The organism is Granulicella aggregans (assembly GCF_014203275.1).
GTDB lineage: Bacteria > Acidobacteriota > Terriglobia > Terriglobales > Acidobacteriaceae > Edaphobacter.
This window is the reverse complement of record NZ_JACHIP010000003.1, coordinates 721,199-743,086: the sequence shown is the minus strand read 5'-3', so window position 1 is coordinate 743,086 and position 21,888 is coordinate 721,199. Positions and strand designations below refer to the sequence as shown.

At 57.3% G+C, this 21,888-nt stretch carries 19 protein-coding genes and 1 other RNA gene; 11 read left to right on the top strand and 9 right to left on the bottom strand.

Annotated features, from left to right (window positions below):
- Positions 1–19 precede the first annotated feature (19 nt).
- Both HDF16_RS13345 and HDF16_RS13340 read left to right on the top strand, forming a co-directional pair.
- The gene (locus tag HDF16_RS13345; protein WP_184217262.1) at positions 20–319 is read left to right on the top strand and encodes a PadR family transcriptional regulator; all 300 of its coding nucleotides are present in this window, start codon (positions 20–22) and stop codon (positions 317–319) included.
- Positions 316–1,143 carry a hypothetical protein gene (locus tag HDF16_RS13340; RefSeq protein ID WP_184217260.1) on the top strand — a complete coding sequence of 276 codons (828 nt, stop codon included), beginning with the start codon at positions 316–318 and terminating at the stop codon, positions 1,141–1,143. The genes HDF16_RS13345 and HDF16_RS13340 overlap by 4 nt, the downstream gene beginning before the upstream one ends.
- Here the strand turns inward: HDF16_RS13340 and HDF16_RS13335 are convergent.
- Entirely contained in the window at positions 1,076–1,984 is a 909-nt protein-coding gene (locus HDF16_RS13335; RefSeq protein WP_221312718.1) for a hypothetical protein, read from the bottom strand. The two genes, HDF16_RS13340 and HDF16_RS13335, sit on opposite strands and share 68 nt — an antisense overlap.
- Before the next feature lie 8 nt (positions 1,985–1,992).
- Positions 1,993–2,322 carry a PadR family transcriptional regulator gene (locus HDF16_RS13330; RefSeq protein ID WP_184217258.1) on the bottom strand — a complete coding sequence of 110 codons (330 nt, stop codon included), beginning with the start codon at positions 2,320–2,322 and terminating at the stop codon, positions 1,993–1,995.
- Positions 2,323–2,402: 80 nt separating this feature from the next.
- On the opposite strand from HDF16_RS13330, the gene HDF16_RS13325 reads away from it, so the two are divergent.
- The gene (locus HDF16_RS13325) at positions 2,403–2,990 is read left to right on the top strand and encodes a TlpA disulfide reductase family protein (RefSeq protein ID WP_184217256.1); all 588 of its coding nucleotides are present in this window, start codon (positions 2,403–2,405) and stop codon (positions 2,988–2,990) included.
- A 178-nt stretch (positions 2,991–3,168) separates the two neighbouring features.
- Here the strand turns inward: HDF16_RS13325 and HDF16_RS31845 are convergent, their stop codons facing one another.
- Complete coding sequence (locus HDF16_RS31845; protein WP_432432246.1) at positions 3,169–3,279, bottom strand: DUF3738 domain-containing protein; 111 nt, start codon at positions 3,277–3,279, stop codon at positions 3,169–3,171.
- Between the two features lie 150 nt (positions 3,280–3,429).
- Between HDF16_RS31845 and HDF16_RS13315 the strand changes: the two genes are divergently transcribed.
- Entirely contained in the window at positions 3,430–5,613 is a 2,184-nt protein-coding gene (locus HDF16_RS13315) for a GH92 family glycosyl hydrolase (RefSeq protein WP_246409054.1), read from the top strand.
- Between the two features lie 27 nt (positions 5,614–5,640).
- Here the strand turns inward: HDF16_RS13315 and HDF16_RS13310 are convergent, their stop codons facing one another.
- Complete coding sequence (locus HDF16_RS13310) at positions 5,641–6,987, bottom strand: sugar porter family MFS transporter (RefSeq protein ID WP_184217251.1); 1,347 nt, start codon at positions 6,985–6,987, stop codon at positions 5,641–5,643.
- Between the two features lie 154 nt (positions 6,988–7,141).
- On the opposite strand from HDF16_RS13310, the gene HDF16_RS13305 reads away from it, so the two are divergent.
- Positions 7,142–8,083: an ROK family protein gene (locus HDF16_RS13305; RefSeq protein WP_184217249.1), complete on the top strand. Its 942-nt coding sequence runs from the start codon at positions 7,142–7,144 to the stop codon at positions 8,081–8,083.
- A complete protein-coding gene (locus tag HDF16_RS13300) occupies positions 8,080–9,846 on the top strand; it encodes a class I mannose-6-phosphate isomerase (RefSeq protein WP_246409053.1) in 1,767 nt (588 codons plus the stop codon). The genes HDF16_RS13305 and HDF16_RS13300 overlap by 4 nt, the downstream gene beginning before the upstream one ends.
- A gap of 3 nt (positions 9,847–9,849) precedes the next feature.
- Here HDF16_RS13300 and HDF16_RS13295 read toward each other — a convergent pair whose 3' ends face one another.
- A complete protein-coding gene (locus tag HDF16_RS13295) occupies positions 9,850–10,641 on the bottom strand; it encodes a DeoR/GlpR family DNA-binding transcription regulator (RefSeq protein WP_184217247.1) in 792 nt (263 codons plus the stop codon).
- 176 nt (positions 10,642–10,817) lie between these two features.
- Between HDF16_RS13295 and HDF16_RS13290 the strand changes: the two genes are divergently transcribed.
- Positions 10,818–13,709, top strand: a complete 2,892-nt coding sequence (locus HDF16_RS13290; RefSeq protein ID WP_184217245.1) for a glycoside hydrolase family 38 C-terminal domain-containing protein — start codon at positions 10,818–10,820, stop codon at positions 13,707–13,709.
- A gap of 371 nt (positions 13,710–14,080) precedes the next feature.
- On the opposite strand, the gene ssrA is transcribed toward HDF16_RS13290, so the two are convergent.
- The 3 genes from ssrA to HDF16_RS13275 form a co-directional block, all read right to left on the bottom strand.
- Positions 14,081–14,433: a transfer-messenger RNA gene (ssrA, locus tag HDF16_RS13285) on the bottom strand.
- Positions 14,434–14,516: 83 nt separating this feature from the next.
- The gene (locus HDF16_RS13280; protein ID WP_432432245.1) at positions 14,517–14,927 is read right to left on the bottom strand and encodes an EamA family transporter; all 411 of its coding nucleotides are present in this window, start codon (positions 14,925–14,927) and stop codon (positions 14,517–14,519) included.
- A gap of 5 nt (positions 14,928–14,932) precedes the next feature.
- Positions 14,933–15,370 carry a CYCXC family (seleno)protein gene (locus HDF16_RS13275; RefSeq protein ID WP_281383460.1) on the bottom strand — a complete coding sequence of 146 codons (438 nt, stop codon included), beginning with the start codon at positions 15,368–15,370 and terminating at the stop codon, positions 14,933–14,935.
- A gap of 440 nt (positions 15,371–15,810) precedes the next feature.
- Between HDF16_RS13275 and HDF16_RS13270 the strand changes: the two genes are divergently transcribed.
- Positions 15,811–16,788 (top strand): glycosyltransferase, encoded by a 978-nt coding sequence (locus HDF16_RS13270; RefSeq protein ID WP_184217242.1) that lies wholly within the window; start codon positions 15,811–15,813, stop codon positions 16,786–16,788.
- A 34-nt stretch (positions 16,789–16,822) separates the two neighbouring features.
- On the opposite strand, the gene HDF16_RS13265 is transcribed toward HDF16_RS13270, so the two are convergent.
- Entirely contained in the window at positions 16,823–17,167 is a 345-nt protein-coding gene (locus HDF16_RS13265) for an STAS domain-containing protein (protein WP_184217240.1), read from the bottom strand.
- Between the two features lie 176 nt (positions 17,168–17,343).
- On the opposite strand from HDF16_RS13265, the gene HDF16_RS13260 reads away from it, so the two are divergent.
- The 3 genes from HDF16_RS13260 (at position 17,344) to HDF16_RS13250 (ending at position 21,841) form a co-directional block, all read left to right on the top strand.
- Positions 17,344–18,264 (top strand): quinone oxidoreductase family protein, encoded by a 921-nt coding sequence (locus HDF16_RS13260; protein ID WP_348641319.1) that lies wholly within the window; start codon positions 17,344–17,346, stop codon positions 18,262–18,264.
- A 101-nt stretch (positions 18,265–18,365) separates the two neighbouring features.
- The gene (locus HDF16_RS13255) at positions 18,366–20,810 is read left to right on the top strand and encodes a TonB-dependent receptor (protein ID WP_246409052.1); all 2,445 of its coding nucleotides are present in this window, start codon (positions 18,366–18,368) and stop codon (positions 20,808–20,810) included.
- 104 nt (positions 20,811–20,914) lie between these two features.
- A complete protein-coding gene (locus HDF16_RS13250) occupies positions 20,915–21,841 on the top strand; it encodes a hypothetical protein (RefSeq protein WP_184217234.1) in 927 nt (308 codons plus the stop codon).
- Positions 21,842–21,888 lie beyond the last annotated feature (47 nt).

The window sequence follows — 21,888 nt, the reverse complement described above, 5'->3', positions numbered from 1 at the left end:
GCATACTACATAGGTAACGATGCCTCGACTCTCACATTCCGCCGCCCTCATCCTCAAAGCGCTCAGCCTCGGCTACTGCTTCGGTCTCGACGTGATGGAAGTCACCGGCCTGCCCAGCGGCACCGTCTATCCTGCGTTGCGTCGATTGGAGCGGGATTCGTTGGTGGAATCGCGATGGGAGCCCGAAGAAGAGGCGACCGCAAAGCAGAGGCCGGCCCGCAGATACTATGAGGTCACGCCAGCGGGCAAGACAGCAGCGCTTGCGGCGACGGAACGGTATCCGCTTCTTGCTCATCTCGTTACGGAGAAGAATGCATGACCCAAGGGCCTCCTCGGGAGTTGCCGGTCTTCGATAGCTCTCTCCTGCATCTTGTAGCGAGGCTTGTGCCGGTTGGCGACAGGGAAGAATGGGGCCGGGCATGGCAAGCTGAGCTCTGGCACATGCGTCACCCACGGCATAAGGGCGGCCGGCCGAGCCGCCGCGGTATCGCTGACCTCGCCGCAGGCTTAGTTCTCGATGGCTGGTGGCTCCGCGTGGAGAGTTGGCGTCGCAAATTCAGTGGCACTGCGTTCCTCTGTCTCTCGACACTCTTCTCTCTTAATGTTCTGTCGGGCTTAGGAATCCTTCTTCTTGAATCGAGTTGGCGTTTTGGTACAGCTCCTTTGGCCGCCGATTTCCAGGACTGCTTAGTGGCCTCCCCTCTGGTGCTTCTTGTGGCCCTCATGACCAACTCGAACCGCCACCTCGAGCAGAGCACCCGGCGAGGCCTCAGGCTCAGCCTGCGATTCTTCTTCTTCGCGCAGGTCGCAGAGGTGCTGCTCCTGGCCTTCCTCTTAAGCGCCAGCCTCTGCCTGCCCATCCACAGAACATTTCCGAACATCTCCGATCTGCTGCAGATGCTCTGCTTTGTTTGTCTTGCTCTGATGAGCTTGCGCTGGGCCATTCGCGACCAGGAACAACGCTGCAAGCAGTGTTTGCGATCACTGACCAAGCCAACCCGAATAGGTCGACCATCTCACAACCTGCTCGAATGGAATGGTATGGAACTCATGTGCAAGAACGGTCACGGCCAACTTAGCGTTCCGGAGATTGAGACCAGTTGGTGTCAGTCCAGCGAGTGGATCGATTTGAACGTAGCCTGATAGACCGTCTCCCAACATCGATGACTAGAAGGCAAGCGGGTCCTATGGATGCCACCGGCAGGAGGCTCGGAAGAGTCAGGAAACGAACAGGGATCATTTGCCAACTCCACATCTCCATCAGCAGCCACGGCTGTTCAACTAGGCCAACGGCGACGAGTGCTGTAGAGCAATAGAAGAAGACGCGAAGCGCCTTAGGTCTTCGCACGGCCGGTTCGGCGTGCGCGAACCCCAGCAGCAAAGGAACCAATACAGTGATCGCGTAGACGATCAACGGAAACCAGTCGCGATAGAACGCATTGGCGAACACGGCTCCATTTGGGAAGTACCTGTCGTTTGAATGGACCAGAATTGCCCGCGCGTGGGAAGGTATCCCAGCGATGAGGACGAAGAGGGATGTCAACACGAAGAGGAATGCCATTGACATATGCGCCTTGCGAGAGAGCTGTGCGATCAATCGTCCACACGCCCAGGAGCAGCAGAAGAGGACGAGGGCAAACTCCCCAATCTTCCAGCTGTTTTCGCGGACCCCCGACCAAAATCCAGCGCTTCTCAAGAGAGCGGCATCCGTGTTGTTGATCAACATCCAGCTATAGATCGCACTCCACCCCGCGAACTCCCTCGTGGCTTGAGAAAGCGCCACGGCCAAAGGAAGTGCGACCGTAATTAGGAGAAGCCAAGGCCGCCACCCGGCCCAGGGATCGAGTTGTCTCTTGAGGATGAGTCCGAGGACCTGCAAGGCCGATGCGCTCGGTGATTCGCGCGCTTCTAGCAGGTCGCCTGAGACGGCCTCTCTCTCATCGCTGTCCAGCGCTTTGAGCAAACCGCTCAAGAGGCGGCTCATCGCGGTGTCTATTCCTGAGACAAAGGGCACTGTGCCTCCCAGGAGATGTCTCGACTAACTTTAGATATTGCACGGTAAAAGATAGAAGCCGCCTCAATTCCCTTAGCGGTCACAGTAACCATCCGCTTTGCGCGGCCTCCACGCTGCGAAGTTGCCTCTCCCATCCACGTCGTCACTAGTCCCTTCGCTTCTAACCGATCCAAGGTCGTGTAGAGCGAACCGATCGAGCATGGTCTTTCAGTCGCAGCCTCAACCTCGCGACGAATAGACGCACCATAAGCGTCTTCGCCAAGACGATGACTTGCAGCGATCAAGAGGTATTCGAACTCACCGATCATTAGTGTTACATTGTAGAGGTTATAAGCGACACTGTCTATTTCGCTGCATAAATGACGATCATTTGAGGCGCCGACCGAATATGCGAAGTGAATTTACGAAACCTGTCATCACGGGACGGCTATGGGTTGCTGCTTGCGGTTTAGCAGTTGTGATCGCGTCCGTTACGCCGGCGCTCTACGGACAGCAGGATAAACACGCGTCGTTGACCGCGCCTGAAAGCCGGAGACCGGCTCCCGCTTTCGAACTCATCTCTGAGGACGGCAAGAAGATGCACCTTGCAGACTACCGAGGCAAGGTCGTCTTGTTGAACTTCTGGGCTACCGATTGCGGTGGTTGCGTTCTTGAGATTCCGTCCTTCATAGAGTTTCAGAAGAATTACAGAGAGAAGGGATTTGTGGCTGTCGGTGTCGCAATGGACATCTCCTACGATGGTCTGAAGAACGCAAATGAAGCATGGGCGAAGGTGCGACCCTTCATGGCGACGAAGGGAATCAACTACCGCATAGCTATGGGTGACGATGCGATCTCCAAGACATACGCATTGAATGCGTATCCGGCCACTTACTTGATCGATAAGTCCGGCAGGGTAGCGGTCGCGTATGTCGGCGTGGTGGTCGATAAAGATAATGTTGAAACGAACATCAAGGGGCTTCTCTCGGAACGCTAATCTGCTTCCTTAGCACTACGCTGTTGCCATCGACTCCCATGGAAGCACCGAATTTAGATCGATACGAGCGCTCGCGCGGCAGGAATCGTACTCGCCGCTACGGCAACCGCGGTCACCGAAGCCCAGGTGCTCCGATTCTCGGACTAGTTTCCTGAGGGTCGCTCGGCGTGGTCGACCATCAGACCTGCACAGGTCCCTTTGCAGGCTCCAACTTCATCCCCACACGCTCCTGTATCGCTGTGAAGATCGATGTGCCATCGACTGGATCAGTTCCGGTTTCTACCTGCACCTCTGGATCCACTTCAGGTCTCGTGCGCGGTGACCGTGAGCCTCGACCATGCCGGATACAATTTGTTCTAAGACAGGGAGAAGCCGCATCGTGATTCAACAGAAAGAACCCTCAGAAACCAGCCGTCGTTCCTTTCTAAAATCTTCTGGCTTGGCCGCTGTAGCAGCGATCACTCCGGTCGCAACGAATCTGGAGGCACAGGCGCCGACAATCGCGCAACACGCATCAAGTAATGGGGCGCGGCTTTCAAGTCCAGTCACCCTGGTGAACATTCTGCAGGGAACGGACTCCACCCCTTCGTTCTCCCGGGGAAACACCTTACCGATTGCCGCTCGTCCATTTGGCATGGCGCACTGGACGCTACAGACGTCAGCGAACTCGCCATGGATGTTTCAACCCGGCCAGCGGCGCATCCAGGGTTTCCGCTCCACACATCAGCTAAGCCCGTGGCTCAGTGACTATGGCCAAGCTACGTTTCTTCCTATTTGCGGTACACCAGACCTGGACTTCGGATCGCGCGCCGCGTCATACCGCCCCGAGGACTCCATCCTTTCGCCCCACACGATGGCGATGCGGTTATTGCGTTACGGCATCGATACTGAGCTGGTACCGACAGAGCGCGGCGCGCTCATCCACGCGAAATACGGCGAAGCGGAGACACCCGGCTTCGTCTTCGACGTCCCGGGCGATAATCCTCCAAGGCCCGAGCAAGATGCTTCCCGGCGCATAGTCCGCTTTCGCTCGACGGCCAACTCTGGCGGCGTCCCCGCAGACTTTGCGTGTTTTTATGTCCTCCAATTTTCCGAGGACTGGACCACTCTCGACCACAAGGATCTGAAGGGCCATCGCTCCACGCATCTTCGCTTCGCGGACAGCGTGCGCTCGATCGATGTGCGGATAGCGAGTTCTTTCATAGGCTTTGAACAAGCGGAGCGCAATCTGCAACTCGAAATGGGCGCGAAATCCGTTGAAGCTCTCCGTACCGAAGGAGAACAGGTCTGGAACACGTATCTCAAGCGCATCGAAATTGAAGGCGCAACCACAGAGCAACAACGCACTTTCTACTCCTGCCTCTATCGCACGCTCCTCTTCCCGCGCATCTGGCATGAGCCCGACGTAACTGGCGTGATGCAACACCGCAGCCCGTATAACGGAAAGGTCGTTCCGGGAGTCATGTACGCGGACCACGGTTACTGGGACGTCTATCGCGCCTGGTATCCCATGATGTCGCTCCTATTCCCTGAGCGCCTTGGAGAGATCCTTCAGGCCTGGGTAAATGTCTACCAGGAAGGCGGCTGGCTACCACAGTTCCCATGCCCTGGATACCGTGCCTGTATGACAGGAAGTCTTATCGATTCTCTATTCGGCGAAGCGGCAGCAAAGGGCATCAAGGGCTTCGACATGGCTGCTGCCTATGAAGGCCTGAAGAAGCACGCGACCCAGCCGGGAAATCCCGACGCGGGATATGGACGTCGGGGGATAGAGGAGTATCTGAAGTTCAGCTATGACCCCGCAGACAAGGTCGAGCAGGCAGCTGCGGAGACGGTCGACGCTGCCTACGGCGACTTCTGCATCGCCCAGGTAGCGAAGGCGCTCGGCAAGACAGAGGACTACGCCATGTTCATGAAGCGCTCTGAAAACTGGCGCAACATCTTCGATTCTAAGACCGGTTTCTTCCGCGGCAAGAAGTCAGACGGCAGCTTTCTCGAACCGTTCAGCCCCATCCGCTGGGGCGATCCCTATGTTGAGGGTGCAGCCTACCAGCACCGCTTCGACGCTCCGCACGCCATGCCCGAGTTGATTGAAGCTATGGGAGGCAAAGAGAAAGTTGTCGCAGAGTTGGAGAAGATGTTGACGATGTTCCCCGATTTCGAGGTCGGTGCATACGGCAGCGAAATCCACGAAATGTCCGAGATGGCCGCCGTCAAATTTGGCCAGTACGCACATAGCAACCAGCCTTCTCACCATATCCTGTACATCTTTACCGTCGCTGGCCGGCAAGACCGCACTGCCTACTGGACCAGGCGCGTAATGGATGAGCTTTACACCCCTGACCTGTTTGCAGGTGATGAGGACACAGGCTCAATGGCTGCATGGTTCATACTCAGCTCTCTCGGCTTTTACCCGCTCTGCCCGGCCAAGCCCGAGTACGTTCTCGGAGTCCCACTCTTTTCCCGATCCACCGTACACCTTCCGGACGGAAAGACGCTCGTCGTAGAGAACGCCTACAAGGGCGGCAGCACGGTCCACACTTCGCTCGATGGCAAACCGCTAGCTGGCGGGATGGTTCAGCACAGTGACATCAAAGCAGGCGGCAAACTCCGCTTCACCTAACGTCTGTCACTCGGCTGCCTTCGAGTCTCACGAACCCGAGAACCGCTCGGAGGAACTCTCGAGTGAGAGTCCCTTGGTCTCGGGGAAGACGAAGAGTGTAAGGAAAAACTGTACGACCATCATCGCCGAGAAGAGAAAGAACGGGTACTGTCCGGCAACCGAAGCGATCTTCGGATAGACGCCCGCAATTAATCCGTTCGTAAGCCAAAGAGAGAGCGTCCCGAGGCTCTGACCTTTTTCGCGAATGCCAGGAGGGAAGATCTCGCTGAGGTACACCCACACAACTGTCCCCTGCGAGACCGCAAAGAACGCGATATAAGCGATGAGTAGCCACAGCAGCGCAGACTTGTGCTGCTGAGTTGCGAAGACGATGGCGATGGCAAGCAGGCAGACGGCGGTTCCGGCAGCACCGAGCAACAATAGAAACCGTCGGCCCGCCAAGTCGATCAGGAACATTGCGAGGACTGTGAAGAGGAGGTTTGCGGTACCGATTGCCACGGCCTGGACGTTGGCACTGGCGGCGGTAAAACCGGCCTGCGCGAAGATATCGTTGAGGTAGTAGAGGATGGCGTTGATGCCGGAGAACTGGTTCAGCACGCCAATAGAAATGGCGATGAAGATAAGCTTGCGGTGAGGTCGGCTGAACAGCGAGCGGTTTCCACCGGTCTCGCTGTATTTGATCGCTTCCACCATGCGATCGATCTCAGAAGCGGGGTCCGCGGCCCCCATGAGATCGAGGACGGTTCTGGCTTCTTCGATGCTTCCGCGAAAGAGCAGCCAGCGCGGGCTCTCCGGGACAGCAAATAATGTGACTAGAAAGACCACCGCAGGAAGAGCAGCAGCTCCGAGTTCGAAGCGCCATTCACCGTGGATGTGGAACGCGGCGACCGACGCAATTGCCGCGTTCGACGCATAGGCAATCAGGATGCCCGCAACGACCGTGAACTGGAAGCAGGCGACAAGCCGGCCGCGCCACTGCTTCGGCGCGATATCCGCGATATACATCGGGCTGATCACAGACGATCCGCCGATGCCCAGCCCGCCGATGACGCGAAAGATGACGAAGCTCGACCAGCTCCACGCAAGGGCGCATCCGACTGCGGAGAGGATGTACAACACGGCCATGATGGCAAGTCCGAAGCGTGCGCCGTATCTCTGGGCCAGCGGCGAAGCAAAGAAGCCGCCGCAGACGGTTCCCCAGAGAGCACACGATACGGTGACTCCAAGCGTGATCGGCGTAAGCGAAAATGCCTGCGTCAGGCCGTGCGTAGTGCCGGCGATGACGGCTGTATCGAAGCCGAGGAGCAGGCCCCCAAGCGCCGCGACGGCAGTGCTGAGAATGACCAGCGAGTTCAACTTGACGGTCTTTTCCATCGCAAGCAAGTCTACAGGCTATTGGCGAAAAGCTTCCTTATGATCGCAATACGTGTATGAAATTCGCGTTTAGATCATAATGAATGGAGAAAAGATCATATCTAGTCCCTGTGGTCAACCTGTCTAAACTTTGCTTCAAGGGAAGGTGCGAAGAGTGAGCGTTCTGGCAGTGGATCTCGGAGGCTCACATGTGGGCCTTGCGGTCGAAGCCGAAGGCCGCGTTTTGGCAGAAATGACGATTGCCACAGACGCGCGTTCAATGAGCGAGGTGCTCCCGAAGATCGAAGCGGGTTTGCTCGATTGCTGCGAACGGGCTGGGGTAAGCCCGAGGAACTGCCGGGGTATCGGTTTTGGAATACCGAGCCTGGTGGATGGCCGGACAGGTGAGGTCCTTTCGGCTTTCAACAAGTTCGCAGACCTGGACGCTGGAGCGCTTAGGGGATGGAGCGAAGTAGTTTTCGGTCTGCCGCTGCGGATCGAGAACGATGCCGCGCTTGCCTTGCTGGGCGAGCACCGCGCGGGAGCAGCGCGTGGATTTGGCGATGTCGTACTTGTGACGCTGGGGACGGGCATCGGCGTGAGCGCGATGCTGGAGCATCGGCTGATAAGGAGCCGCATGGGTCATGCCGGATCACTGGGTGGGCACTTCACCCTAAAGATGGATGGGCGCCGATGCGCCTGCGGGGCCATCGGGTGCGCGGAGGCCGAGGCTTCCACTTCAGTATTGCCAGCGATTGCGGCAGCATGGCCGGGGTTCGCTGAGAGCGAACTTGCCGCATCGACGCGCTTGGACTACGCCGAGGTCTTCCGAGCGAAGGAGGCGGGTGACCGGGTGGCCCGGGAGATTGTGGATCACAGTATCGCCGTCTGGTCGGCGCTGGCGGCGACGTTGGTCCACGCATATGGGCCACAGGTGATCTTGTTCGGCGGTGGCGTGATGGCGCGGGGCGAGGAGATTCTTGGGCCGGTCAGGGCGTACGTGCAGCGTCACGCGTGGCGGTCGAGTCGAGGTGCGAGTCAGATTGAGAGCGCGGCGCTTGGGACGCACGCGGCATATGTCGGAGCGGAAGCTCTGTTTGAAGAAGGGTATGTATGAGCGCAGTTCGGAACTACGACTTGAAACCCGTGATCCAAGTGAACCAGGACGAAGTGAACGCAGATGAGGCTTCGTGTCTCGAAGGATGGGATGAGATCTCGGAAGAGCTTCATGATCGAATCGGGTCTACGGCTCGGTTTGTTGTAGCGATAGAGTGCTATCCCGGCGTGATGCTTGCGAATCTACAGTTGGCGTTGAAAGCGGCATTCCCGACCGCGAAGATCTTGAATGTGGAGTTGGCATATCGGTCTGCCTCGGTGCTGCGCGGAGAGTTCGACGCGGCGCTGACCAACGACCCGGTCTTCGGCGTGATGCACCCGTGGAAGATCACCCAGCTCTTCGATGGCGGGAAGCTGGATGACTTGCGGGCGGAGATCGGATCAGCGGACGGACTGACGTTTCTGATCGGTTCGGGAACGCGGGAGATCGCACAAACGCCTGACCTGCTGCTGCACGCGGGGGTGACCCGGTGGGAGTTGCAGCGCCGCCAGCGGACTCACACCATCGGCAATCTCGGGTTGATTAAACCGGACGAATCGGCATCGCAGTTGTATAAGAGGGCCTACTTTGTCGACTGGCGAATTGGGGATGAGATTCGCCATGCCATGTATGCGGAGATTGATTACTTTCTCGACCTGGACGATCAGGAGACGCCACGCATGGTGCGTGGCGATCTGCTACGAACCGCAGTTGCAGAGACGGTCAAGCGACCGTTCCGCGTCGAGCCATTCTTCGATCCGGGGCCGTGGGGCGGCCAGTGGATGAAGGAGAAGTTTGGTTTACCGGATGGCCCTCCAAACTACGCCTGGTGTTTCGACTGCGTCCCGGAAGAAAACAGCGTCACCTTCGGATTCGGTTCTCGGCGGTTTCATTTGCCGGCGATAGTGCTCGTGCATGAACAGCCGGAGGCCTTACTTGGAGAAGCCGTCTATCGGCAATTCGGCGCTGAGTTCCCAATTCGCTTCGACCTGCTCGATACCGTGGGCGGAGGGAGTCTGTCTCTACAGGTGCATCCGCTGAAGGAGTACATCGCCGAGCACTTCGGCATGAAGTACACGCAGGACGAGAGCTATTACATACTCGACTGCGAACCAGACTCAGAGCTCTATCTGGGACTCAAGGAGGGCGTGGATCGCGACGAGATGCGGCGCAACCTCGCAGCAGCGCAACGAGGCCAGTCGTCATTCGAGGCGACGGACTATGTGAATGTCTGGCCGACCCAGAAGCATGATCACTTCTCGATTCCGGCGGGAACGATCCATTGTTCGGGCAGTGGGAACCTAGTGCTGGAGATCAGCGCAACTCCCTACATCTTTACCTTCAAGCTGTGGGACTGGGGACGGGTCGGACTCGACGGCAAGCCACGCCCAATCCATCTAAAGCATGGTCTTGCAAACCTTCAGTGGGAGCGAGACACTGCCTGGGTGAAGGCGGAGTTACTGGACCAGGTGGTAACCGTAGCCGAGGGAAGAGGGTGGCGCGAGGAGCGCACAGGACTTCACGTGAAGGAATTCCTCGAAACGCGTCGGACGTGGTTCACCGAAGCGGTTCCGCACGATACAGAAGGCGCTCTACACGTTCTGAATCTGGTGGAAGGCGATGCGGCGGTGGTCGAAAGTCCGACGGAAGCGTTTGCACCGTTTGAAGTCCACTACGCGGAGACGTTCATCATTCCGGCTGCTGTCGGACCTTATGTTGTGCGCCCGCTGGGCGAGGTGAGATCCCCACTGGCGACAATCAAGGCCTATGTGCGGCAGGATTGAAGACTAAGCAAGCGTGACGGTCATACCAAGCTTTTCAAACGGCTCGACAGCCTCGCTGGCAGCACCGGAATCAGTGATGAGGATGTCGATCTCGGAGGTGGGACAGAGGAGGAAATTGCTGACCGCGCCAAGCTTGCTGTGGTCAGCTACAACGACTTTCTTCTTACTGTGATTCGCCAGTCTTCGCAGGAGCTCCGCCTCAGACGGGTTGCTGCACGTAAGGCCATGTTCAGCATGGATACCATCGACACCCAGGAAGATGATGTCGGCAAAGATGGCGTCCACGGCAGCATTCGCAAGCGGGCCAACCAGGGTGAACCAGTTCCCGCGAAGGTGGCCGCCTGTGACGATGACGTCTATGTCCTTGCGGTTGCTGAGCTCCATGGCGACATTGACGGTGTTGGTCACGATCGTGATGCCGGTGAGGCGCTTCAGACTACGAACGACCTCGGTAGTCGTCGTTCCTCCGGAGAGGGCAACCGTATTGCCGGTCTGAACGAGTTCGGCCGCCGTCCGGGCGATGCGGCGCTTCTCGTCGGCAAAGCTGGAGACCTTGTCCTGGAAGGAGACGTCGTGGCGGAATGGCTCGTAGAACAGCGGCCCGATCGGGACAGCACCGCCGCGAACGCGCTTCAACAGCGAGCGCTCTTCGAGGTCTTCAAGATCGCGGCGGATGGTGGCGATGGAAGCATCGAGAGCAACACACAGCTCGTCGATGGCGAGCGTGCCGGTTTCCTGGAGGCGATGGAGGATGAACTCCTGCCGGACGACGAGATTGCCGGACTTTCGGGACATTCACGGAGAATACCAAACCGGGCCGCCAAGACAGTTTGAAGCTCGGCGACACAGCCTTAGTTTATGATTTTTTCCATCTAAACAGATCGTTGATTATGACGCATTATGCATGTATCGTTCATGCAAACTGCAAATCGCCTAAAGCGATGTTGTGCTGACCCGGACCAAGAGGTGCTATGAAACGACGTGAGCTGTTGAAGGGGATGACCCTCGCCGCCGGCGGGGCTTTGCTGCCGATGGCGGCATGGCCGATGAAGGCCGATGCCGAACCCGCCATGGACGATCTGCCGCTGGCCGCGCCAGTGCGCGGGTTGATGCGCAAGGATGGAAAGCTGGTGCAGCCCATCGAGATGTCGATACCGCACGCCGGTGGGGCCGGTGAAGCAATCGTCTCGATCGATGGGCACGAGGTAGAGCGGCATGCACTGACGGCGGGGATGAACACGTTTTACGTGACGATGGAACCCGTAGACGCAGTGAAAAATGTGAAGGTTGACGTCAAGATTGCCGGCGATGTGACGAGCCGCCTGGTGCAGTTGCAGCCCGTCCGCAAGGTGAAGGTGTACGTGCTGCCACACTCGCACCATGACCTTGGATATACGGACCTCCAGGCAGATGTTGAAGAGAAACAGATGCAAAACATCCTGCAGGGAATCGACCTCGCTGAGAGGACTTCTTCGTATCCTGAGGGCTCACGCTTCATTTGGAATCTGGAAGTGCTGTGGGGAGCTGACCTGTTCATGCGCCGCAAGTCGGAGGCGGAGAAGGCGCGATTTATCGAAGCAGTGAAGAAGGGCTGGGTGAGCCTGAACGGCATGTACGCGAACGAGCTCACCGGGCTTTGCCGCCCTGAGGAGCTATTGCAGCTGTTCCGGTACTCGAGCGAGCTTGGCGCGAAGTGTGGCGTGAAGGTGAATTCAGCGATGGCGAGCGACGTTCCGGGCTTTACCTGGGGCACCGTGACGGCAATGTCCCAGGCGGGCATCAAGTATTTCTCTACCGCGCCGAATTACTTCGACCGTATTGGAAAGATGATGGTGGAGTGGCAGGACAAGCCGTTCTGGTGGGTGTCGCGGTCAGGCAAAGAAAAGGTGCTGTTGTGGATCCCATGGACCGGCTATGCCCTGTCGCATGTGATGAAGCTGGATCGTCAGTGGGTGGGCAAGTACCAGGATCGTCTGGACAGCGTTGCGTTCCCTTACGAGATCTCGCATGTGCGTTGGTCCGGGCACGGAGACAATGCCGCACCGGACCCGGAGCTGAGCGAGTTTGTGAAGGGCTGGAATGCGGAGTTTGAGTGGCCGAAGTTTGAGATCTCCTCGACGAGCGCTGCGTTCGCTGATTTTGAGAAGACATATGGGGAGAAGATCCCCACGTTCAAGGGCGACCTCACGCCCTACTGGGAGGATGGTGCGGGATCTTCGGCCCTTGAGACACGGATGAGCCGAGTCGCGGCTGACAGGCTGACGCAGGCAGCCGCGATCTCCGCGATGCTTGCACCTGGAGCTTACAAGGCTGAGGCGTTCCATGAAGCGTGGCGGAATGTGCTGCTCTATTCGGAACACACATGGGGCGCATGGTGCAGCGTCTCAGACTCCGAAAACCCGTTCACAACGAAGCAGTGGGACTATAAGCGGAAGTTCGCGGTAGATGCCGAGAAGCAGTCGATGGATCTGCTCGCACAGATGCTGGGTACGGCTGGTGTGGGCGATGGGATTGATGTCCATAACTCTGCGTCCTGGGCCCGGAGTGAGCTCGTAGTTCTAAGTAAGGAGATTTCCGCCGTAGGAGATCAGGTGAAGGATGGCCATGGAAAACTCGTGGCTTCGCAGCGGCTTTCAACGGGAGAGCTTGCCTTCTGGGTGGAAGGAGTGCCAGCCTTTGGCACCGCACGGTATCGCGTCGTGAAGGGTGCGGCTCATGCTCCGGCAAGGGCAGTTACCGTCAAGGATGGCCTGCTGAGCAACGGCATCGTCGAGGTGCGGGTAGATCGTTCGACTGGAAACATCGCAGAGCTAAAGCTGCATGGATGCTCAGAGAATCTGGTCGAGAGCGACGGCGAGCAGGCAAATGCATACCTGTTTCTCGCCGGCGGCGATGTGTCCAAGCTGCAGCGATCTGGGGTCGTGACGATCGTCGAAGAAGAGAAAGGTCCACTTGTGGCAACGCTGCGGATCGAGTGCTCCGCTCCAGGGAGTAGGAGTTTGGTTCGACGAGTACAGCTCACGGCAGGCGCGGACTGGGTCGAGCTAAGCAATGTAGTGGATAAAGAGCGCGCAGCCTTGAACCCGCGCCCCGGCAACGCAGCGCAGGATGGCGAGTTCGCGCAGCGGGGAAGCAAGGAGAGCGTGCAGTTTGCCTTCCCGTTCCATGTGCCGGAAGGAAAGATGCGGATGGATATTCCGCTGGCTGAGATGCGTCCAGAGTTCGATCAACTGCCAGGAGCGTGTAAAAACTGGCTGCCCGTAGGACGGTGGGTGGATGTTTCAAACGATAAGACTGGTGTGACGTGGGTGACACTCGACGCTCCGTTGATTGAGGTAGGCGAGGTTTCGGCGGTGATGCTCGGGTCACAGCGAGATCCGAATGTCTGGCGGGATTACATAGAGCCGACCCAGAAATTTTACTCATGGGTAATGAACAATCACTGGGGAACGAACTACCGCGCCTATCAGGAAGGGCCAGTGGAGTTCCGATACGCGCTGCGGCCACATGGAGGGTATGACGCGCTCGCGACCTCCAAACTGGCGATGGGAATGTCGCAGCCCCTTGTTGCGACGCGCGCTTCCGGACGGACTTTGCGGGAGCCGCTGCTCAGTCTCGACTCGCCGGATGTCGTCGTTCTTTCACTAAAGCCCAGTGAAGATGGGAAGGCCATGATGGTCACGTTGTTTGGAGCTTCCGGCGAGAACCGCGAGACCCGACTGCGCTGGAGATCGAACATCACCGGGAAGAGTTCAGTAAGCGATACGAGCGAGGCTGAGGAAAGGGCCGTGGATGGAGGGACGATCCATGTTCCGGGATGGGGAGTCGTCACGGTCCGTGTCCAGATTGGAGGGGCCGGATGATGATGGAGATCGATGTGTGCTTTCTCGCAAGATCGTCGATCAACGTGCAGGTCGGTCAATGTCTAGATTGGTAAACGTTTCTAGGTCTCAACGGCGAACTGAGTCCCCGTATCTGACGCAGAGTCGAGGAGAATCTGTGGCGCCTTTGGAGCCGAAACGATTTACTTAGCGCGTGAAAATAGAGATCCTCTTTCTCCACATTGTCTGATGGCTGATTCGCATCAACCGCCCCCGTGTAAACTTCAAGGACTTTCTCGGACAGCGGTGGAGAGATTGAAGGCACATCGTACGGACTAGAATTGCCTCGCCAAGATAAGCCACTCATTATCTATGGCTTTAGACATCGTCTGAGACGTCCTTGGAAAAAATGATGGTGGAGGCGGCGGGAGTCGAACCCGCGTCCGAAACTACCAATAACAGAGAGCTTTCATGCTTTTTCCAGGTTCATCTTTGTCTCGTCACCGGCGCTTAGAACGGACGAAGATGCGACGGCGACCAGCCTGATTGATCTCACTCGCGGCGTCCAGACGGAACACGTTGAGCCAGCCTACTGTGCGACGATTGGTATCCGCCCGTAGGCGAAGCGGAAGCAATCGGCTACTTATTATTAAGCAGCAAGAGCGAACTGAGGTTCGGCACTTATAGTTTTGGGCGCGATTACGGGTGTACCCACCCCGGCATGCCTCTCTGCCACAAGCAATCCCGTCGAAGCCGTGACGCCCCCATTGTGGAGCTGGCTCAACATTGCGTTGAAGCGTTACAAAGAACTTTTATCAGTATACCTTCGATGTTCGTGCGAGGCGTTAGCTAGGCGAGGGCGATCACGATCGCGCCAATGGTGATGAGCGATCCGCCAATCACCTTCATCGCATTCAGGTGTTCGCCGAGGAAGAGCCACGCGCAGACGATGACCAGAACGACGCTGAGCTTATCGATAGGAGCAACGCTGGAGGCAGGGCCAAGCTGGAGAGCGCGGAAGTAGCAGATCCACGAGAGACCAGTGCAGAGGCCGGAGAGGATGAGGAAGACCCAGCTCCGGCGACCGATCATGGCGATGGCGTTGTGCTTTTCAAGGGCGATGGCGACTGCCCAGGCAAAGACGAAGACTACCGTCGTGCGAATTGCGGTCGCGAGGTTGGAGTCGATTCCGGATACACCGACCTTGGCGAGTAGGGCAGTCGCCGCAGCGAAGACGGCGGAGAGAAGCGCCCATCCCAGCCAGCTCAGAGTGCAGCCTTCTCAAGATCTACCTGCTGCCACTCGCCGCGCTCGATGCCGGCGCGAATCTGAGTGGGAGTCTTGCCAAGCTTGGTCTGCTGATAGGAGTAGACGCCTTCCTTCATACAGGTCGAACAGGCCGCGCCGTGAGTGCCTTCAAAGCAGCTATGCAAGCTATTGTGGCCCATGGCCCGATCGCAGCGGCAGTAGCAGGGCTGCTGATTGAGGACATTGGGAATCTTTGCCGCCATCTTGTAGGCGACAACCTGATAGGAGTGCTCAAAGTACGGGCCGGTAAGTTGGGTGCCGGACATGATCGGTGGGAGCGGCTTCTTCGGCGCGTCGAGGTTGTAGGCAGGCACATCAGCAGACGGGTTCGTGTATTGAGCAGACGCGGCGAGGGATAGAACTCCGAGCAGGAGGCAGCCAAAGAAACGCTTCATACGCACCATAGTACCGCTTTTGAGGAGGAAGGGAAGTAGGGGAGGTCAGGGCAAAAAAAGGACGGCACGAACGGTCTTTTGCCCGTGCCGGGAGGCCAGTGACGCAACTTGCGCCGGTGGGTGGAAGGAAATCACAACCCGTTTCCGGCAAAATTTCTGGGTGCCAGACCGCAGCAGCCATAGGAAGAATGTAGCACAATATCTCCCGAAATCAATAGCAAATGGAAGAAATATACATTTATCCGTACTTGTGGCAGTTTATCGGCGAGCGGTTGGCGGCGTAAGTGTTTGTTTTAAATAGGGTTGATAAAGACAACGTTGTCCTAGAAAGAAAATCTATAAAAGCCCCTACGGAGATACTAACTTCACTCTTGGACTTCGGCGACGGGTTCTCTGAGAAAGGGTTTGGCCTGTATTAGCACCCAGAGTATGATCATAAAGTGCCTAAGTACTCCATCGTCGTGCCCTTTCATAACGAAGAAGAAAACGTAACCACCCTCTATGACCGCGTAAAACACGTTATGGAGCAGGTTGGCGAAAGCTTCGAGATGGTCTTCGTGGACGATGGCTCACGCGACCGGACGTACCGCCTGCTGGAAGAGATCGCAGCGGTCGATAGCCGTGTCCTGGTGATCAAGCTTCGCCGGAATTTTGGTCAGACCAGCGCGCTTGCTGCAGGGTTCGACCACGCACAGGGTGACTTTATTCTGGCGATGGACGGCGATCTGCAGCATGATCCGAACGAGATTCCCAACTTTCTGAACAAGCTGGAAGAGGGATACGACGTCGTGAGCGGGTGGCGAAGCCAGCGCGGCGATAATTTTATTCTGCGCCGAATCCCTTCACGCGCGGCGAACTGGCTGATGGCGAAGCTGTCTGGCGTGGACATCCATGACTTCGGAACGACGTTCAAGGCTTATCGCCGCGAAGTGATCCAGAACATCCCGCTATACGGCGAGATGCACCGGTTCATTCCGGCACTCGCTTCGTGGTTTGGAGCGTCGATCTGCGAGATTCCGATCAGCAACCCAAAGCGGGAGTTCGGCAAGAGTCACTACGGGATCTCGCGGACGATCAGGGTGTTCTTCGATTTGCTGACGATTCGCTTCCTGCTCCGGTATATGACGCGTCCGCTGCATTTCTTCGGGACGATTGGCGCGCTCGGAGTTTTTGCTGGAGGTGGACTCTCCGCCTGGCTGCTTCTGCTGAAGATCTTCACGGGACAACACGTGATGCAGGCCCATGGCCCGATCTTTGTGGTGGCTGGAGTTTTGATCCTTGCGGGTATCCAGATGATGGGGATCGGCCTGCTGGGAGAGTTGCAGGTTCGCCACTTTCACACTTCGGCACACCGTGCGCCCTATGCGGTGGATCGCATCCTGCGGCTTCGGTCGTCCGAAGAGAGCCTGCTGCAGTAACGTTCCTTACTGCAAGCCACCGCTGAGGTGCGACCTACCGGTTCGCCAATGCCTCATCGACCGTCGAGAACACGCCGAGAAGAGCCGTCACGCGGGTCATATCTAGGAGCGCCTGAATGCGCTCGTTGACTCCTGCGAGTCCGATCTTCCGGCCGTTCTTCTCCGCAGAGACGTAGAAGTTCACGAGCACGCCCAATCCTGCGGAGTCCATGTAGTCGCAATTTGAGAGGTCGAAGATCGTGACGGGCGGGTGGATCGCACGCAATTCGTCCTGAATCTTGAACATATTGCCGAGTGTCAGAGGGCCGTCAAGCCGAACGATTACCGTACCCTCGCGGGTGCCTTCATTGATGGTGTAAACAAGTTCCTTGTCCCGCATGAAGTTGAGCCTAGAGAAATCAAGGGTTTCGAGGATGAATGGTGGGTGAATTTATTTCGGATTTCATTCGGTGAACCTCGCATAAGTTCTTCGGCAATCAGGTTTTGACCTCGCTACAATCCTCTTATATGCAAGCAATATTGATTTCGAATCCCGGCGGCCCGGAGGCCCTCGTGGTGTCCGATGTTGCCAAGCCTGTTCTCGGGCCGGGAGAGGTTCTGGTCGCGATTGAGGCAGTTGGAGTCAACTTCATCGACGTCTACTTTCGCGAGGGGCGTTATCCGGCGAAACTCCCGTTCATTCCCGGGCAGGAGGCCGCCGGAACGGTTGCCGGTCTTGGGGATGGAGTGACCGAGGTCGCGGTGGGAGATCGAGTGGCTTGGTGCGGAGTTCAGGGCACCTATGCGGAGTTCGCTGTCGCGCCGGCGGCTCGGTTGGTCCGAGTTCCCGATCACGTAACATCTCAGCAGGCGGCAGCCGCGATGTTGCAGGGGATGACGGCCCACTACCTTTGCCACTCCACCTATCCGATTCAGGCGGGCGACCGGGTGTTGATCCAGGCGGGGGCCGGAGGCACGGGCCTTTTGCTAACGCAGATGGCGAAGAAGCTTGGTGCGAGGGTCTTCGCCACTGTCTCGACTGAAGAGAAGGCGGAGCTTTCACGCGAAGCTGGTGCGGATGAGGTGCTGATCTATACCAAGGTCGATTTCGCCGCCGAGGTGAAGCGCCTGACCGACGGCGAGGGCGTTGCTGTGGTCTACGACAGCGTGGGTAGATCAACCTTTGAACAGTCGCTTAGCTGTCTTCGTCGCCGGGGCAACCTGGTGCTGTTTGGCGGATCGAGTGGTGCTGTACCTCCCTTTGACCTTATCCGTCTGTCGACGATGGGATCACTGTTCGTCACGCGTCCCACGTTGAAGGATTACATCGTGACCCGAGCCGAACTGGAGCAGCGAGCCGGCGATGTCCTTGGCTGGATCTCAGATGGCAGCCTGAAGCTGCGCATAGAACATACCTATGCCTTGAGCGAGGCCGAGCAGGCGCATCGCGCGCTCGAGTCGCGGATGACGACCGGCAAGGTTCTGTTGTTGCCCTGAAGTTTGCCCGGTGGACGATCTGTAGTCTCTCGAACGAGGCTTGAAATCTGCGTATTCAAACTACGCTTCACGAACGGGGTACGAAGATGAAAGAGGTTGTTTTGCGTTCTATAACGAATGTTCGCGCGGGGATCTATATGCTGGCCGCGCTGTTGCTTTTGGTTACAAATGCGAACGCGGTGATCGTGAAGGGAACGGTTACGGATCCGCTCGGCGCTGTGGTGATCGGGGCGAGGATCCAGTTGATCCAGGGCCAGCAGGTGATCGCGCTGGGCGTATCGGGTGTCGATGGCATCTTTGAAATTCGTAGTACGGCAAAGGGTAGGTTCCGGCTGCTAGGCAGTGCCGCCACTTTTACTCCGGGTGTTGGGAAGGACTTCTACGGCGGCGTGACGGAGGTCGTCTCGCAGAATGTGGTGCTCGAGATTGCCTCGGTGACTGAGCAGGTTACTGTAACGGCTACGGGAATCGAGACACCGGTTCAACAGACCAGCGCTGCGCTGTCGCTGATTGGTTACGAGGAATTCGCGACCCGTCTCGGAGTTGTGGATGCACTTCGGCAGGCTCCCGGTGTGCAGTTTGTGCAGCAGGGACAGCTTGGCGGAGTGAGTTCGCTGTTCGTTCGAGGCGGAAGCTCCACAGCGAACAAGGTGCTGATCGACGGAATAACGGCTGAAGATGTGGGTGGCGTCTTCGACTATGGCACGCTGTCGTCTACGGCGATCTCTTCGGCCGAACTGTATCGCGGCCCGAACAGCGTGCTTTATGGTTCGGATGCAGGAGCCGCGGTGGTGTCGTTCAACACGCCGAGAGGCGAGTCAGTCCGGCCTGTGTTCGTCTACAAGGGTGAGGGCGGTAACTTCTCCACGTACCGCAACCAGGCGGAGTTTAGCGGAACGCGCCAGAAGCTCGATTACTACGCTGCCTTCAGCAGGTTGAACACTTCGAATGCGCTGCCGCTGGATGAGTATCACTCGATCACTGAAGCGGCCAATCTTGGATACGCTTTGTTTCCGGGAGTTTTGGCGCGGTTCACGCTGCGGAATGGAGTGTCAGCGAGTGGCCTGCCGGGAGCGCACGACTTCTTTGGAATTTCGAACAATGGGAAACAGTCAGACCAGGACCTCTATTCTGGATTGACGCTGGAGAGCCGGACGAACAATGATCGCTGGCACAATCTCGTGCGCTACGGTGTTACGCGCAAGCGTGAACAGTTTGCACAGTACGCCTACGAAGGGACGGTCATTCCGGTATTTGGTTTTCCGGAGAACTTCGGCAATGTTGTAACCATCCGCGGAGCAAATGGGTATAGCGCTACGGGACAGACCTCGTTCTTCGGTAGCAACAGCAACGCTTCGACGAATCGTGATGAGTTGTTTTTTCAGTCAGACTACGCTTTCAGTCGGCATTTGAGCGGGCTGGGCAGCTTCCGCTACGAGAATGAGCGGGGGACCTTCGTTCTCCCTGATTTCGTCGAGAACGAAAGGATCAAGCGTACGAACTACGAGTACACGCTGCAGTTTCAGGGTGACATCAAGAATCGACTCTTCTATTCAGTTGGCGGAGCTATCGAGAAGAACCATCTGTACGGAATCGCGGGCACGCCGCGAATTGGCCTGGCGTATGTTCCTGTGCGCATTTCAAATGGCTGGTTTAGAGGCACGAAGGTGCGAGCGAGCGCGGCCACTGGCGTGCAGGAGCCGACACTGTCACTGGAGTTCGCGAGTCTCTATACGCAGTTGCAGGAGAACGATCCGAATGCTGCAGTGGATATTGCGGCCTACAACATCCGGCAGCCGACGGCGCAACGCTCGCGCAGCTACGACGCTGGCGTGGAGCAGAACATCCATGGCGAGAGGCTGATCTTCAAGGCTGGATACTTTCACAATGTTTTTGACAGGCAGCTTGAAGGCATCGACTCGAATGGATTGCAGCAATACTTCGGCTTGTCTCCTACTGTGGCGAATACCTTGTTTGAGGGTTATGTGAACTCGCTGGCATTCCGCGGGCAAGGTGCCGAGACCGAGATCGAGTGGCAGGCAATGAAGCATCTCTTTGTCCGTGGCGGGTATACCTACCTAAACGCGAAGGTAATTCAGTCGTTCGCAACGGATGCCGCTGCGGCGCAGAATGGAATTCCGACGACGAATCCGAATCTCCCTGGCATCGCCATTGGGGCGTTCTCTCCGCTGGTAGGCGCGAGACCGTTTCGCCGTGCGCCGCATACGGGATACTTCGCGGTCCAGTATTCGGTGAGTAAGTTTTCGGTCGGCATGACGGGAACTCTGGCTAGCCGTAGCGATGATTCGACTTTTCTGGGCTTTTCGGATGTGAACGGCGATAACACGCTACTGCTGCCTAATCGCGACCTCGACTTCGCCTACGCCAAGCTGGATGCTCACGCCAGCGTTGCGGCAACGCGGAAGCTTACTTTGTTTACGCAGCTCGATAACCTGTTGAGTCAGCAGCACATCGGGCCGATCGGCTATCCGTCGCTTCCATTTACCGCGCGTGGCGGTCTTACTTACAGGTTCGGCGGAGAGTAAAGGCCTTTCTCTCTGTGTCGATTGCGAGGCCGTCTCGGAATAAGTAAGCCGAGACTGGCCGCAATCGCATCGAACTGATGGAGCAGGGAAGGCGGAATACCGCAATGATGAAAGTATTGGTTTTGGCTGTGACACTTGCACTGAGTGCGGGTGTAGCGATTGCACAGGTGGAAGGCCCTCGGCAGACAGACGCATTGGTGGGAGTAAGTGCAAAGGGCGATCAGATTCCGGCCATCTCGGACATCAGGATCAAGGTCAATGGGAAAGAAGAGAAGCTGACAGGCTGGTCGCAGGTGCCGGCGAGTGGAGTTCAAGTAGCGATTCTGATCGATGAAGGTCTGCGCCAGTCCATTGGAACGGAGCTGAATTCTTTACAGGCATTCACCAAAGAGCTTCCTGAGGGAGCGCAGATCTACGTGGGGTATATGCGGAATGGAACTGTCTTCACCGCACAAAGCTTCACAACCGATCATGGTGCTGCGGCTGCGAGCTTTCGACTTCCGCTGGGATCACCGGGAATCAGCGGCAGTCCATACTTCTGTCTTTCAGAGTTTGTGAAGCATTGGCCTGCGGATGGCTCGCGACCGGGAGCACGCTTTGTGCTTATGGTCACCAATGGCGTCGATCCCTATAACGGGAGCACAAGCATCTTGAACCAGGATAGTCCTTATGTTGAGGCGGCAATCCGGGATGCGCAGAGGGCCGGCGTGGCGGTCTCATCGATCTACTTTGGCAATGCGGGGTTTCGCGGCGAAAGAGCGAGCTTCAGCGGCCAGAGCTATCTCACGCAGGTGGCAGATGGGACCGGTGGGCACGCACTCTATCAGGGCACCGGGAACCCGGTATCCCTGGCTCCACTCTTGTCGGAGTTTCGAAAGACAATCTCGGAGACCTATGTCGCCTCCTTCGTAATTTCAGGTTCCGACAAAAAACTGCAGCGGGTGCAGGCGGAGACGTCTCTGCATAAAGTTAAACTCAGTGCGCCACAATCTGTCCGTCCGGGCAATTTAGAAGGTATTTCAGCTGAATAAGTGCTGCGTGGGCCGGCCTCAAATTTGCGAGGCCGGAGCGCTTTCAG